The 13,886-nt window shown below is 65.3% G+C and carries 14 protein-coding genes; 8 read left to right on the top strand and 6 right to left on the bottom strand.

The genetic code is table 11. The features are described 5' to 3' along the window. Nucleotides 1-7: 7 nt before the first annotated feature. Complete coding sequence (locus ACOIX3_RS26325) at nt 8-406, bottom strand: hypothetical protein (protein WP_420964929.1); 399 nt, start codon at nt 404-406, stop codon at nt 8-10. 30 nt (nt 407-436) lie between these two features. Beyond that, complete coding sequence (locus tag ACOIX3_RS26320) at nt 437-652, bottom strand: hypothetical protein (protein ID WP_420964928.1); 216 nt, start codon at nt 650-652, stop codon at nt 437-439. 100 nt (nt 653-752) lie between these two features. On the opposite strand from ACOIX3_RS26320, the gene ACOIX3_RS26315 reads away from it, so the two are divergent. Beyond that, nucleotides 753-1,577 (top strand): helix-turn-helix domain-containing protein, encoded by an 825-nt coding sequence (locus ACOIX3_RS26315; protein ID WP_420964927.1) that lies wholly within the window; start codon nt 753-755, stop codon nt 1,575-1,577. A gap of 138 nt (nt 1,578-1,715) precedes the next feature. Next, nucleotides 1,716-2,459, top strand: coding sequence for a helix-turn-helix domain-containing protein (locus tag ACOIX3_RS26310; RefSeq protein WP_420964926.1), 744 nt, complete (start codon nt 1,716-1,718; stop codon nt 2,457-2,459). Here ACOIX3_RS26310 and ACOIX3_RS26305 read toward each other — a convergent pair. Further along, complete coding sequence (locus ACOIX3_RS26305; RefSeq protein ID WP_420964925.1) at nt 2,447-3,244, bottom strand: thioesterase family protein; 798 nt, start codon at nt 3,242-3,244, stop codon at nt 2,447-2,449. The genes ACOIX3_RS26310 and ACOIX3_RS26305 overlap by 13 nt on opposite strands. A 157-nt stretch (nt 3,245-3,401) precedes the next feature. Here ACOIX3_RS26305 and ACOIX3_RS26300 point away from each other — a divergent pair, with 157 nt between their 5' ends. Together ACOIX3_RS26300 and ACOIX3_RS26295 are read left to right on the top strand one after the other, a co-directional pair. After that, nucleotides 3,402-4,067 (top strand): DsbA family oxidoreductase, encoded by a 666-nt coding sequence (locus ACOIX3_RS26300; RefSeq protein ID WP_420964924.1) that lies wholly within the window; start codon nt 3,402-3,404, stop codon nt 4,065-4,067. 84 nt (nt 4,068-4,151) lie between these two features. Then, nucleotides 4,152-4,790: an NIPSNAP family protein gene (locus ACOIX3_RS26295; protein ID WP_420964923.1), complete on the top strand. Its 639-nt coding sequence runs from the start codon at nt 4,152-4,154 to the stop codon at nt 4,788-4,790. Between the two features lie 246 nt (nt 4,791-5,036). Here ACOIX3_RS26295 and ACOIX3_RS26290 read toward each other — a convergent pair whose 3' ends face one another. The 3 genes from ACOIX3_RS26290 to ACOIX3_RS26280 form a co-directional block, all read right to left on the bottom strand. Continuing rightward, nucleotides 5,037-5,870 carry a transglutaminase domain-containing protein gene (locus ACOIX3_RS26290; RefSeq protein WP_420964921.1) on the bottom strand — a complete coding sequence of 278 codons (834 nt, stop codon included), beginning with the start codon at nt 5,868-5,870 and terminating at the stop codon, nt 5,037-5,039. A gap of 86 nt (nt 5,871-5,956) precedes the next feature. Further along, entirely contained in the window at nt 5,957-7,141 is a 1,185-nt protein-coding gene (locus ACOIX3_RS26285; RefSeq protein WP_420964920.1) for a GNAT family N-acetyltransferase, read from the bottom strand. A 177-nt stretch (nt 7,142-7,318) separates the two neighbouring features. Beyond that, entirely contained in the window at nt 7,319-7,960 is a 642-nt protein-coding gene (locus ACOIX3_RS26280) for a TetR/AcrR family transcriptional regulator (protein ID WP_420964919.1), read from the bottom strand. 271 nt (nt 7,961-8,231) lie between these two features. On the opposite strand from ACOIX3_RS26280, the gene ACOIX3_RS26275 reads away from it, so the two are divergent. The 4 genes from ACOIX3_RS26275 (at nt 8,232) to ACOIX3_RS26260 (ending at nt 13,829) form a co-directional block, all read left to right on the top strand. Continuing rightward, nucleotides 8,232-8,849 carry a hypothetical protein gene (locus tag ACOIX3_RS26275; protein ID WP_420964918.1) on the top strand — a complete coding sequence of 206 codons (618 nt, stop codon included), beginning with the start codon at nt 8,232-8,234 and terminating at the stop codon, nt 8,847-8,849. A gap of 208 nt (nt 8,850-9,057) precedes the next feature. After that, nucleotides 9,058-10,326 carry an MFS transporter gene (locus ACOIX3_RS26270; RefSeq protein ID WP_420964917.1) on the top strand — a complete coding sequence of 423 codons (1,269 nt, stop codon included), beginning with the start codon at nt 9,058-9,060 and terminating at the stop codon, nt 10,324-10,326. Nucleotides 10,327-10,359: 33 nt separating this feature from the next. Further along, nucleotides 10,360-11,640, top strand: coding sequence for a DUF1254 domain-containing protein (locus ACOIX3_RS26265; protein WP_420964916.1), 1,281 nt, complete (start codon nt 10,360-10,362; stop codon nt 11,638-11,640). A gap of 65 nt (nt 11,641-11,705) precedes the next feature. Continuing rightward, nucleotides 11,706-13,829: a hypothetical protein gene (locus ACOIX3_RS26260; protein ID WP_420964915.1), complete on the top strand. Its 2,124-nt coding sequence runs from the start codon at nt 11,706-11,708 to the stop codon at nt 13,827-13,829. Nucleotides 13,830-13,886: the final 57 nt, after the last annotated feature.

Genomic DNA, 13,886 nt, shown 5'->3' with positions numbered 1-13,886 from the left:
GCGCACCTTACGCCGTCACCACGCCCTGGCTCCTCCGCAAGCCCATATATTGCAGCTCGGCGAACACGCCGGTGGCGATCGCCTGGGCAAGGATCACGATGATGCCGAGCAGGTTCGGCGACACCGCGCCCGAGAGCAGCAGCGCGATGCTGGCAAGCGTCCAGGCCGCATTGCCGGCGACCACGAGGATCACGGGTCCCTTCGGCAGCGAAGTTCGCGCACCGAGCCAGCCGACTAGCGCCGTATAGGCGATCAGGAACAGGCCGGTCTCGCGCAGCAGCGCTTCCGGCAGGCCGAGCAGCGAGGCCAGCGCGCCGGTGTCGAGCACCATCGCGATGGCGGATACGCCGCTGAACACGGCATCGGCAAGCAGGGCGCGGCGCAGCAGCTGGGACGAATGGATCATGGCAGTGTCTCCTCGGGTTGGGATGGGTTTTCAGCGCATCAGTGACTGCAGCTGACGCTGCAGGCCCCTGCCGACCCTCATCTCGACCGCATAGACCTGCGCGAACACGAACATGCTGGTCGCGTACACGATCGGCTGGGGCATGTTGAGCGAGCGCGCGACCAGCCAGGTGACCAAATGGACCAGCCAAGGGACTAGCCAAGCGATCAGGACGGCGAGGGCGCGGATTAGGGACAGCATCAGCATGGTCATCTCCTGTGCCGTGGAAGATGAGCCGGCCCGCGCGCCAATTCGATTACCTCAGGCGTAATGGAACGGGCGAATTTCGCATGGTAGGTTTTGCACCATGAACGCACATGCATCCATGGCGCGGGCCGAGCCCGCAAAACCCGTCCTGATCGGCGAGCACCTGCGCGAGTGGCGGCAGCGCCGCCATCTCAGCCAGCTCGACCTCGCCGTCGATGCCGAGGTCTCGGCGCGGCATTTAAGCTTCGTCGAGACCGGCCGCTCGGCGCCGTCGCGCGACATGGTCCTCAAACTGGCGGAGCGCCTCGACGTGCCCCTACGCGAACGCAACGTGCTGCTGGTCGCCGCGGGTTTCGCACCCGCATTTCCGCAACGCTCGCTGCAGGATCCCGCGCTGAAATCGGCGCGCGAGGCGATCAACCTGGTGCTGAAGGCGCATGAGCCCAATCCGGCGCTGGCCTATGACCGGCACTGGAATCTGGTCACCGCCAACCGCATGGTGGCGCCGTTGCTCGAGGGCGTGCCGCAGCGGTTGCTCGGGCAGCCCTTCAACATCCTGCGGCTGGCCTTCCACCCGGAGGGCCTCGCGCCGCGCACCGTGAACCTGGCGGAATGGGCCGCGCATCTGTTGGAGCGGCTGCATCGGCAGTGCGAGGCGACGGCTGATCCGGAGCTGCTCAAGCTCTATCAGGACCTGAAATCCTATCCGATCCCGGCGCGGGCGGCCCCGATCACCCCCGACAACAACGTCGCGCTCCCGTTCAAGCTCCGCCTCAATGGCGAGATATTGAGCTTCATCTCGACCACCATGGTGTTCGGCACCCCGGTCGACATCACGCTGCAGGAACTGGCGCTGGAGACCTTCTTCCCGGCCGACGAGCTGACCGCCGAGCGGATGCGGCAGATGGCCAGCGCTCTGGGCTGAACGAACCGATACGCGAACTTTGCAGCCGGAGCCGCCTGGCGGCATAATCCGCTCATGAACACCCATTCGACCCCGGCCCGCGGCGCACGACCTCATCCCGTCGGCGATCTCCTGCGTGATTGGCGCGGGCGACGCGCCATGAGCCAGGCCGACCTCGCCTTCGAGGCCGGCATCTCGATCAAGCATCTGAGCTTCGTCGAAACTGGCAAGGCCGTCGCGAGCAGGGACATCCTGCTGCAGCTTGCCGCAGCGCTCGGCCTCTCGCTGCGCGATCGCAATGCGCTGCTGGAGGCCGGTGGCTTTGCTCGGCAATATGGCGAGCATGATCTGGCGGCGCCGGAGCTCGCCGACGCCAGGCGCGCGATCGACCTGCTGCTGCGCCGGCACGAGCCGTTTCCGGCCATCGTGACCGACCGGCAGTGGAACGTGATCGTGGCCAATCGCGCGGCAGCGCGGCTGATCACGATGCTGCTTGGTCCGGTGCGCATGCAGCGGCCGCTCAATCACATGGGGATGTTTTTGTCGCCGGACGAGCTGCGTCCCTACGTCGAGAACTGGTCGAATCTCGCTGCGGCGCTGCTGGCGCGGGCGCGTCACGAGGCAATGGCGGCACCGCTCGACCTCGCGTTGCAGTCGACCTGGCGCAAACTCCTGAAACTCCCCGATATCCCCGTGCCGCACCTCAACGAAACCGCGGCGCCGGGGCCACTGTGCGAGGTGCGGTTACGCAAGGGCGAAGTGATGCTTGGGCTGGTCGGCACGGTGCTGACGCTCGGCACGCCTCAGGACGTGACGTTGCAAGAGATGCGCGTCGAGATGTTCATGCCGGCCGACGAAGCCTCCGAGGCTGTGCTGACGGCGCTTGCGGCTCAGGACGCTTGAGCCGATCCGGCGCGGCGTTCGAAGCTCATCGCCTGCATCACCTCGGCGAACGGGCCGCCGCGATCGCTGAGGGTCGCGGTCGTGAGCCCGGCTCCGCCGGTCCCGACGCGGGTGCGCGAGCGGATCAGGATCCACTCGCCCTCAGGCGGGCGGAAGTAGTAGAGGCTGATCTCGGGATTGACGAACGTCCATTCGCGCATGTCAACGATCTGCGCGACGCCGCTGGAAAAGTCCGCGGCCTGCACCGACTGCAAGAGCGGCGTGTTGAGCTCACCGGCGACGAGCGGTACGTCGAGGCGCATCCATGCGGCGGCAGGGCCGGGCTTCTCAAGCGCGCCCTCGATCAAGCGCACCGAGACGTTCTGGAAATAGCGGCTCCAATTCTGCGCAAAGGCCGGCGGCGGCGTCCCGGCCTCGGGGGCGGTGTCCGGGCTTGCCGGATGCGAAAACGGATCGCGCGGCGATTCTTCGCCTGGCGCCGTCACCAGCGCCGTACAGCGGCCGATCTCGATGTCGCCGTCCAGGAGACTGACCTGGATCGTCTTGGCCTTGCGGCCGTCGCGCAGCATGGCTGTTTCGACCGCGAAGGCCCGCAAGCCGGCAGGGCGCCAGAGATCGAAGGTCAGGCGGCGGATCGCGAAACCTGTGCGGAGCGCCAGCCGTTCGACTTCGCGCGCCATCAGCGCGGCGGTGGCGCTGCCTTGCAGCATGTCCGGCGACCATGGCCCTCCGGCGTGCTCGGTGGCACGAAACAGATTGCCTTCTGGCAGGAAAATGGCGGTCATCGGCGGGTCTCGGCGGGCTGTTGGGGCAGGCCGCTGTCTAGAAGGCGGGCGTTCTTCCCACAATAACCGCCGAGGTTATGTGATGCGAGACATGCGGCCGACGCCCTTGTGCTGCAGAGCGGGGGGCTTATTTTGGGGCCTCAATCCGGAGGACGCCATGAGCACGTTGAAGCCGCTTCGCCTCGATATCGTCTCCGACGTCGTTTGCCCCTGGTGCTACATCGGCAAGCATCGCATCGAGGATGCGCTCAAGCTGGTGCCCGACGTGCCGGTCGAGGTGCACTGGCGGCCGTTCTTCCTCAACAATTGGGTGCCGCGCGAGGGCATCAGCCGCGAGGAATATCTCACCGCCAAGTTCGGCTCGGTCGACGCCTACAAGGGCATCGCCGGCCGCGTGGTCGCCGCCGCCAATGAGGAGGGGCTGACCTACCATCCCGAGCTCGTCAAGCGGCAGCCCAACACGATCGACTGCCATCGCCTAATCCACTGGGCCGAGGCCAAGGGCAAGGCGGCCGAGATGAAGCAGCGGCTGATGGAGCTGTATTTCCGCGACGGCGGCGATCTCACCGACACCAATGTGCTGGTGCAGGCGGCAGCCGACGTCGGGCTCGATGCCGACGACGTGCGCAAGCGCCTTGCCACCGACGAGGATGTGGCGCTGGTCTCCGCGCAAGCGCAGGAAGCCTCCGAGAAGGGCATCTCCGGCGTGCCGACCTTCGTGTTCGCGCAGAAATACGCCGTGTCCGGCGCCCAGCCGGCCGAGCAGCTCGCCCGCGCCATCCGCGAGGTCTCGGCCGAGATCAACGCGCAGGCGGCCGAGTAGTCCGCAGTCGTTCACGAAAGCCCGGCGCCTGCCGGGCTTTTTCGTTTGTCCACACGATCCATCGGAAACAACCAGGAGACAACCATGATCTACGAGCTGCGCACCTACACGGTACGTCCGGGAGCCGTCGGCGAGATGGTGAAGGCGGCGAGCACGATCTCGCGCGACATCCGCGCCGACAATTTCGGCAAGCTGGAAGGCTACTGGATCACCGAGATCGGGCCGCTCAATCAGGTCATGCACATGTGGAGCTACGCCGATCTCAACGAGCGGGCCCGGCTGCGTGCCGAGCTTGCGAAGAATCCGCGCTGGACCGGCGAATACATTCCGGCGATCCGTCCGCTCTTGGTGCGCCAGGAGGTCCGGCTGCTGAATGCGATCATTCCGCCGGTGGCGCCTGCCACCAAGGGCAACATCTACGAATTCCGCAACTATCGCGCCAAGCCGCTCGGCGGCGTCAAGCAATGGCTCGATCTGATCACCGGCGTGATGCCGGAGCGCGAGAAATATTCCAAGATCGTCGGCCTCTGGCACACCGATTCCGGGCAGCCCAATGAGGTCTGCCACATCTGGGCCTATCCCGATCTCAACGCCCGCGCCGCGGCGCGCGGTGGTGCGATGAAGGATCCGGCCTGGCTGGAATTCCTCGGCAAGGGCACGCAGCTGCTCGAGGAGATGCACTCGACCATCATGCTGCCGGCCCCGCATTCACCATTGCAGTAACTCGGGCTTGGGGGCACCGGCGGCAGAAAGCCTCACCCGATGCTTCCATCAGATGAGGCTTTCCAGGCAAGGGCATGCGCTGCCTGAGAAACAACGCGCCGCAACGCTAGAAGGGCCACCTGACACCAACCTGACGGCGGGAACTTATTGTTTCCTGATGTGTCTGCATGGCTACGAAAAGGTAAACCATTGGTCGCGGTGAAGGAGGCGAGCTCGGTGCGCCGTTCTGCCGGGCCGCCCGGCGCATTACCGAGACCAGGGCGGCATCAAGTTGCGTGATGCCGCTTCGTCCAGCACGGCGAACCGGTCCGAGCCATCCTCGAACGCCGCGACCACGTCGGCGAGCCGGTCGAGCTCGGCAAGGGCGTCGACCTTCAAGACCTTGCTGGCCGGCGCGGCGTCGCGCCAGCTATCCCACGCCGACATTTGCCGGTTCGTGAGCGCCAGCAGGTCGCGGTAGACGTTGACGTGAAGAAACCACAGACCTCTGGCCGCGCCATGCCCGAACGCTCCGGCAGCCACCGCGTTGCTCCTCACCATTCGCCAGGCCTGCGATGCCGTCAGAAACGCATCGCGTGGCAGGTTCGCGCCGTCGAACCTGATCTGCAGTTGTTCAATCTGAAGCGCATCGAGCTGCGCGTCGGCCTGCAGCCAGCGCTGGTCGGCTGGTGACCAATATTCGCAGATCCAATGGTCATGATAGATGTCGTCGCCGATGTAGGTCGCAAAGCCGCAGCGGACCCGCGCCGGGATCGATCGGCTGCGGAGCATGCTGCATAGCAGGAGCGCGTAGTCGCGACAGGTGCCGAATGTACGGCTGCGCGGCGGGCGTGCCGTGGTGAGCGGACCGGCAAACGAGGTCTGGATCAGCTTCAACCGATCTGCGACCGGCTGGGTTTGCCGGATCATCGGGAAATCAGGCGGAATGCCGTATCGCTCCGCCAACGCGACGTGAATGATCAGCCCCGAGATGACTTCGCACAGTCCGGAGACCGTCTCGGGCAAATCGTCATACGCACCGGCCAGCTCGCCAGGGTCGGTCAACGCGTCCTGCCGGACGTAGCATTCCTGGATCGTCACGTTCCCGCCCGATCACGACGTTACCGGCTCGAGGCCGTCATGCGCAGCCTATCGATCCGCGCGGGCTCGCGTAAAGGGGGGCCGCGCTATCCGGCCTTGCCGCGCCGGCTGCGGATGAAGTGGATGGCGCTGCGTGCGGCCTCGTAGGCGAAACTGTTCAGGGTCAGCGCGGCATGAACGGCGGCAACGAGCGGATCGCGCCGCCGCAGCGGCAGCAGCACGTCGCCGATCGCGAAGCGGCCACGCCAGATCGGGTCGATCATGGGATGGCCGGGCGCCGCGGTGGAATCGGCCGAATTGATCGCAGGATCGGCGCAGAGATGGCGCGTCAGCTCCAGCGTCAATTGAGCGCCCGGCGAATGCTTCGCAAAGCGTTCGTCGATGCCGATCTTGAAGAAGAAGGCGCGGTCCTGATGGCGCACCACGATGCCGCCCGCAACCGCCGTGCCGCCCGCATGCAGCATGACGATCTCGCAGCGGCCGGTCTCGGCCAGCGCCGACGTCGCGCGGCGGATAAAGGTTGCGTCGCCGGCATGCTGGCTGAGCGCGGTGCCGCGCTGGCCCTTCCAGCCTCCGGCTTCGAGCGCAAGGAAAGTCTCGAGCGCCGCCGTAACGTCGCGCGGCGTGCGGGCGACGTCGAAGCGCACCGCGCCGTGGTCGGACAGGCGATGGCGCTGCCGGCGCAGCTCCTTCAGCTTCTTGGGCCCGAGCGCGTCGCGCAGCAGTTCATCGGCATCGCGCGTCGCATCGAGCTGGGCGCGCTGATAGGTGCTCAGCAGGCGCGGCTGCAAGCCGTCGCGCGCGAGCACCGCGCGGATCGCCGCCATGGCCGGGCCTTCGAGCGACATGGTGCGCAGGATCAGCGCATGCGCGCCCGCGTTGCGTGCCTGCTGCAGCATCTTGCCGACGGCCTGCTCGGCGGCGTCGCGGTCGAGCAGCGGCGTGCACAGCGTGCCGTAGGGTTCGGCGCCGACCAGTGCGGGCAGGGGGATCCGGTAGATTCGCCGCATCGGCACGACCGGCAACAGCCCGATCAATTGCCCGGCATCGCCGGTGGCGCTGAGCAGCGATGCGCCGGTGCGCCTGCGCGCGGAGGCATCGACCGCCAGCTCCCAGTCCGGCTGGTAGTAGCCATTGGCCTCGATCGCGCGCTCGGCCAGCGCCCGCCATGCGCCGACCGGCGCGGCCGACAGCGGCGGCAACGCGCGATCATCCGTGGCATCCTTGCGCGATGCACGGTGGATCATTGCCTGGTCAGCAATATCGGCCACGTCCCATGTTTCCCCGGTCTGCAAAGGCTGGTCGGCCTTGCGTTCATCGCGGGCAACGCTAGCGGACAGAGATGGAAAATGCCGTTGAGGCCATCCGGCAATTTGAGCGGTATTGTTAACGGGACGTTCAGCATAACGCCGTCACGGCACGGCGTTCACGCGCCAAGCGAGCCCAGCCTATGATCCTTCCGCTTCCATCTGCCGCAAGGCAGACTTGAGCAGAAGCGTGAGGCAATCCTTGGCCTCGGGAATGGTTCGGTTCGGATAGGTGCGCAGCGACTGCCACATTTCCCAATCGACCAGGGTCGCAAGGGCAACGAGCCATTTCTGCCGTGCCTCGGCGGACACCTGCTCGAGTTCAGTGGCGAACCACTGGCCGACCACGTCGCGAAACGCCTTGCGCACCCGCAGACGATGTTTCTGCAGCAGCGGCGAGGTTTCGATCATCGCGTTGGAAGCACGACGATGCGGCGTCATTCGCTCCAGCGCCTGGGCCCGCATGTCGATGAATTGCGCAACGCGAACCTCCACCGCGCCGTGCAGGACGGATTGCGCAGGCGGCGGCTCGATCGATTCGGGGGGCGTCAACTCGTCGAGCACCGCCTGCGTGAGCTGTCCCTTCTCCGGAAAATGCAGAAACAGCGTGCGTATCGAAACGCCGGCCCGCTCCGCGATCTGTTGCGCCGACGGACGTGCCGAGCCCTCATTCTGAAGCGCGATGCACGCGGAGACGATATTGCCGCGGGTGACCTGCGTGCGCTGCCGCCGGCCGTCGGCCGACTTGGCGGAAGAGAGACCTGACGTCGAGCGGGAAACCATGCAATCGCGGTCCTTCAAAAGCTTGATTGCCTCAGCTTGATCGCCTCTTGGCAAAATCGAGCACGAGAAAATATTCGCGGCTAGCCAGAGAGCGGATTTTTCCCGCTACGGCAAGTCCTTCGCCTCCCATGTCTTGCGAGACCGCGATCTGTCGATGCGCCGACGGCGGCTTGACACCGCTCGAGCGGGCGGAATATATATCTGCATAAAGATATGCAAATACATTCTCGGACGGAACGCGTCCGAGGGGGAGCCGACCGGGGAGGAGCCATTGCCGGATACCAACTATCGCGTGCTGCGGTTTGACGAGCTGATCGTTCAACCCAACCGCGGCGAGGAGATCGCCGCGACGCTCAAGGCCGGCGGCGCGCCGTCTCATGCGCAGATGCTCGGCGTCTTCGTGCCGCTGATCGGTATCTCGAGCAACGTCGTCACTGCCGCCACCAGCTGGACTGGCGAACCGGCGCCGCCCACCTATGAGAGCGCAAATCTCGTCGGCAGCCGCAGCCGGCTGTTCGACGTGCTGGCGCGCGGACAGGCGCCGTGCACCGCGGACGGCATCTACACCCACCGCTGGTTCGTCGTCGCGCCGGATCAGGTGCCGGCGCTGACGGAGATGAGCGTCGAGGCGTGGAAATCGTCGGAAGCCGACACTGCGATGCGTATCGCGGGCTTCTGGCGCTGCCGCGAGCTGAATGCCAATGACGAGGCGGTGGTGCTGATGATCGTGAACTATCCCAGTCTCGCAGCATGGGATGAGAGCCGCTACTGGAAGCCGAAACCCGCGCACCAGGCCCAGCCGAACCGCAACGTCTGGGGCGGACTGTTTGCGCGGCGGCGCGAGATCCTGCGCGATTCCTGGGTCACGGTGCACCGGCTGGCAACCTAGCGCCTGAAGCAGCACCGGCGGCTTGACATCGCTCAAACCGCAAAATTATAAATGCATAAAAATATGCAATAATATTTCGGGAGGAGCGCGATGTCGTCCAGCGGCAACAGGAGATCGCGGATTGGTCCGGCGGTCGTGGTTCTCCGGCGCATCGGTGGTGCCGGCCATCCGCTGTCAGCGCGCGTCGCTTGTGATTAACGAGGGCAGCATGGCGCGACAGATCATGGATCCCGGCTGGAAGGTCGTCATCGGCTCGGGAATCGGCATTTCGTTCGGCGCCGCGCCGATCTTTACCGCGGGCTTCGCGCATCTGACCGGCGCGATGGCGCAAGACTACGGCTGGAGCCAGGTCGAGGTGGCGCGGGCCGCAACCATCGTGCTGTCGTCGACGATGGTCGCCTATCTGTTCTGTGCGTGGCCGCTCGATCGTCTGGGATCGCGAAAATTCGCACTGATCAGCATTGCCCTGTTCGCGGGGTCGCTCGTCATTCTGAGCCAGATTGGAAATTCGCTACTGCAATTCTATCTCGCGGCGGCACTGTTCGGCTTTGTCGGCGCGGGCACCAATGTCGTGTCCTATGCAAAGGCGATCTCCCGCTGGTTCGATCAGAGGCGCGGGCTGGCGCTCGGTCTCGCCGCGAGCGCGCAGGCCGCCGGCAGCTTCATCGTGCCGCTGGCCGCGCACGGGATCATCGCTGGATATGGCTGGTCGGCCTGCCTGCTAACATTCGCCGTCTTCGAGCTTGTCGTCTGCCTGCCGCTGGTGGCGTGGCTGGTAGTGGACGCTCCGCCCGCCGGCGATCCGGCATCGAAGAACGATGGGCCGCGGCTATCGGCTGAGGCGCAGGCGCCGGAGGCCGGCATCAGCGCCGCCGAGATCATTGGCACTCCGACCTTCTGGAAGCTCGCGCTCTGCTTCGCCGTGATCGGAATGTCGTTCTATGCGATCGCGCCGAACGTCATGTACATCCTCAAGCGCCGCGCCGACGTGAGCGCTGCCGATGTTGCCTGGATTCAGGCGGCCGGCGCCGTCGCCGCGCTGTTCGGGCGAATTGTCGTTGGATATTTGCTCGACCGGTTGCACGCCCGCGTCGTCGGCATCCTGACCGTTCTGCTGATGGCGCTGTCGGCGCTGATCAATGCGACTGCGGACGGAGTGGCTCCGATGGTGCTCGCCTCCGTCCTGATGGGGTTCTCGATCAGCGGGGAGGCGGACCTGATGCCCTATCTGGCCGGGCGCTATTTCGGCACGCGATCGGTCTCGAAGGTCTTCAGCTGGCTCCTGTTTGCGTTCTGCATCGGCGCGGCGATCGGCCCGGTCGCGTTCGTCTGGCTTTCGACATTGAGCGATAGCGTGGTTCTGCCGTTGCTGCTGTTGTCGGCCGTGCAGATCGTCCCCGTGATGCTGTTCCTGTCGCTTGGCCGCTATCGGACCACGCCCGAGCGCGTCCAGAGCCTCGCCGTCGCGCTGACATGAGCCCGTCTCGATAGCCCAAGCTGGAGAAGAAAAATGACGCCCAGGGATTTGCCGCGGACATCTGCCAGCGCACCAATATCCCAGCCGATCCCGGAGGAAGCCAGCCTGGCCGCTGCGGCGGGCGAGGCCTTCGTCTATGCGTTACCCCTGATCGAGATGGCCGCGGTTCGCCGCAACTCACTTGGCCGCACCGGTTTACAGAACACGCTGTCGCATCAGCGCGACCTGATCGATCACAGGGCGCGCTGGGTCACGACGCCGAACAACGACACGCTGTATTCGATCGCATGGCTCGATCTGACGCAGGGCGCCGTCCGGCTGACGATCCCGCCGACGGGAGACCGCTATTTCTCCGCCGCGCTGATGGACATGTACACCAACAACAATGCGGTGCTCGGCACCCGCACGATCGGCAATGCCGGCGGCACGTTCACGATCATCGGACCGGACCAGACCGGATCGGGCCCCGATGTCGTCCGTGTCGCGACCCCGCATGCGTGGCTGCTGATCAGGACATTGGTCGATGGCGCCGCGGATCTCGCAGCCGCACGCCGGGTTCAGGATGGCTTCAAACTGGAAGGCCCGTCAGGGAGCCGGCCCAACGACCATGCGGAGCGCAACGCGGCGGCGCCGGCGCTGTTCGCGAGCATTCAGGGCTTGATGGCGTCGGACCGGCCCCCGGCGACCGATACCGCCATTCTGCGTCGGATCGCAGCCGCGCTCCGGCTGCCGTCGCCGGCAGCCGCGGAGGCGGTTGCCCAGGGTGTCGCCGCAGCGCGGGCGGCACTGATGTCCGGCGGCAGACGATTGGAATTCATTGACGGCTGGAGCTATCCGCGCGCCAACCTCGGCAATTTCGATCAGGACTATCGCTATCGCGCCGCCGTGGCCCTGTGGGGTATCGGAGCGCTGCCGGTCGCCGAGGCGATGTACATGCGCGCCGCGGGAAATCTGGAGAACGGCTTCTTCGACGGTCTGGCCGACTATCAGCTTCACCTGCCCGCCAGACTGCCGTTGAACGGTTTCTGGTCGCTGACGATGTACGAAGTCGCCGACGACAATCAGTTGTTCCTCACCGACAACCCGCTGGCGCGCTACGCCATCGGCGATCGCACGGACGGCCTTCGGCGCAATGCCGACGGATCGATCACCATCTGGATCGGGCGCGGCGATCCGGGCGGGGATCGAACCGCCAACTGGCTGCCGGCGCCGAAGCGCGGACCGTTCAGCCTGATCATGCGCTGCTACCTTCCGCGTCAGGAGATGCTGGCGGGACGCTGGCGCTTGCCGCCGGTCCGGGAGGCGGCCGGCTAGAGCATTCAACGATCCGAAGGGATCGACAGGGGCGGATCAATAACAATAACGACAAGGGGGCAGGGATGATGCGGAAGGGTGTACTCCCCGGCGCAGTGGCCGGGCTGTTCTGCATGCTGGTAGCGGCGCAGGCCGCCGATCAAACGACCGATCCGGCGCGCGAGATGCCGAAGAAGGCCGTGACGCTGAAGGCGCCGCCGCCGGCTGAAAAACCGTTCTTCCTGGTCAACGACAACCGTGTCACGGTTTCGCAGTTCTCAGGAGGCGTTCCCGGATACGCCAAGAACTCGCAGAGCTCGACGCTCGCGTACACGCACTATGACACCTGGGCCTATGGCAGCAACAGCTTCTCGCTGTTGACCTCGAAATACGATCACGGGGCGGCAACCGCGCCGTGTCTCGGGTCCGTGCTTGCGCCGACCGGACTCTGCGCCGGCGGTGTGGCGGCTTCGGCGTCGATCCGCAGCACATTCGGCTGGAACGAACTGTTCGACACCAATGCGTTCTCCGTCGGCCCGCTGACCAACATCTCGTTCCTCGTCGGGGCGGACGCCTCGCTCTCGAACATCTTCACCGCATCCAGCAACTATGATGTGCTTGCCGGTCTGCAGTTCGGCTTCAGCCTGCCGTACAAGGGCTATTTCAACGTCAGCCCGATGTACTTCCAGCGGATGCAGCACGGCGCCCAGCTCATGCCTCCGAGCTTCGGCGGGCCTGTGTCGATGCCGCCGCCTTATCCCGGCCTTCCCGACGGCGTGATGCATTTCTCGCCGACCTGGGGGCTCGATTTCAACTACTACATGGATCTCGGCTTCCTGCCCGAGACCCTGCAATATTTCTCGATCAGCGGACGCGCGGCGATCCGCGGTGCGGACGGCAATGGCGGCTACGGCCCTTATCCGAGAAGCCCGCTCAGCAACCGGACCACCGGTTACGCGCTCGAGCCGGTCCGCCTGACACTCGACGCCGGCAAGCTGTTCTGGGGCGCGAGCTACGCGCACCTCGTCGACGTCTGGGCCGCCTGGCGATATGAGAAGAACATCGGCGGCTATGCCGAGGCCTATGACACGTCCTGCATCACCAAGGGCGTCTACAACGGCAGTTGCTCGAGCAATGGCATCTACTACGGCATGACCGTGAAGCTGGGGGCGCCGGTACCGGGAACGCCGGCCCTGTCGCCGTTCGGCACGCCGTTCTTCACCAGCGTCGACAACAGCTTTACCTATGGTGTGCTGCCGAGCGCGACGGCTCCCGGCGAAACCGCAAGGACCGTCAAGCAGGTCTACGCCTTCACCCACACCGATAGCTGGGCCTATGGCACCAACCGTCTCTATGCCGAACTGCTGAAGTCCGATCACCGGGATCCGGCTTCGCCCTGTTCGGCGGTCTACAGCCATCCGGCCTTTGGCGCCACCGCGCCCTGTTCAGGCAACATGGAGATCAACGCCTCGCTGCGCAGCACGGTCGGGTTCAACGAAGTGTTCAACACCACGGCGTTCAGGGCAGGGGCGCTGCGCAACGTGTCCTTCGAAATCGGCGCCGACGGACGGACGACGCTGGGCTATGCGGCGCCGGCCAAGGAAGCGATCGTCGCCGGTCTGCAATTTGCGTTCGACTTGCCGTTCAAGAGCTACCTGACGATCGCTCCGCTGTATTATCAGGAGTGGAATCATTCGGCCTATGCGGTTCCGAACAACGCCGGCAACAGTCCGTACGGCGTCGGATTATACGGCGTGCCGCCTTACAAGGGCCTGATGCCGGCCGGCTTCACCGGAACGATCGATGGCAATCTGCATTACGATCCGACCTGGGCGGTGGAGATCGATTACGGCAGCGCGCTCGACTTCCTGCCGGAGGGCCTGCGCTACTTCTCCGTGAGCGGACATGTCGGCATCTACGGACCAAAGGGCAACGGCGCCTATGGTGGCTACACGCTTCCGTCGAGCTGGAACACCAAGACGGAGATCAATGCCGAGCCGGTCCGGTTGAGCTTTGACGCCAGCAAGGCGCTTTGGGGCGCGAAATACGCGCATTTCGTGGAGGCCTTCGTGGCGTACCGTTACTGGCACAACAAGTTCGGCCTTGACGGCAGCAACGCCGCCAACGGCATCTGCTTCTTTGCCAACGGTACGAGCAACAAGAGCTGCACCGAACAGACGGTCTACACCGGGGTGACGATGAAGTTCTGAGGGCTTCGGCAACGGCGCGCGTTCGCCTACGGCGTCGAGAATTGCGGAGTGGATCGC

Source organism: Bradyrhizobium sp. B120, from assembly GCF_049075665.1.
In the GTDB taxonomy this organism is placed as follows: domain Bacteria; phylum Pseudomonadota; class Alphaproteobacteria; order Rhizobiales; family Xanthobacteraceae; genus Bradyrhizobium.
The sequence above is the reverse complement of the archived record's forward strand: the minus strand, read 5'-3'. Positions and strand labels throughout refer to the sequence as shown.

Bases quoted from the DNA above. Each gene is read 5' to 3' on its own strand.
- ACOIX3_RS26325 (WP_420964929.1), bottom strand. From the start codon at position 406: ATGATCCATTCGTCCCAGCTGCTGCGCCGCGCCCTGCTTGCCGATGCC.
- ACOIX3_RS26280 (WP_420964919.1), bottom strand. From the start codon at position 7,960: ATGGTTTCCCGCTCGACGTCAGGTCTCTCTTCCGCCAAGTCGGCCGAC.
- ACOIX3_RS26295 (WP_420964923.1), top strand. From the start codon at position 4,152: ATGATCTACGAGCTGCGCACCTACACGGTACGTCCGGGAGCCGTCGGC.
- ACOIX3_RS26315 (WP_420964927.1), top strand. From the start codon at position 753: ATGAACGCACATGCATCCATGGCGCGGGCCGAGCCCGCAAAACCCGTC.
- ACOIX3_RS26270 (WP_420964917.1), top strand. From the start codon at position 9,058: ATGGCGCGACAGATCATGGATCCCGGCTGGAAGGTCGTCATCGGCTCG.
- ACOIX3_RS26320 (WP_420964928.1), bottom strand. From the start codon at position 652: ATGCTGATGCTGTCCCTAATCCGCGCCCTCGCCGTCCTGATCGCTTGG.
- ACOIX3_RS26305 (WP_420964925.1), bottom strand. From the start codon at position 3,244: ATGACCGCCATTTTCCTGCCAGAAGGCAATCTGTTTCGTGCCACCGAG.
- ACOIX3_RS26300 (WP_420964924.1), top strand. From the start codon at position 3,402: ATGAGCACGTTGAAGCCGCTTCGCCTCGATATCGTCTCCGACGTCGTT.
- ACOIX3_RS26265 (WP_420964916.1), top strand. From the start codon at position 10,360: ATGACGCCCAGGGATTTGCCGCGGACATCTGCCAGCGCACCAATATCC.
- ACOIX3_RS26310 (WP_420964926.1), top strand. From the start codon at position 1,716: ATGAGCCAGGCCGACCTCGCCTTCGAGGCCGGCATCTCGATCAAGCAT.
- ACOIX3_RS26260 (WP_420964915.1), top strand. From the start codon at position 11,706: ATGATGCGGAAGGGTGTACTCCCCGGCGCAGTGGCCGGGCTGTTCTGC.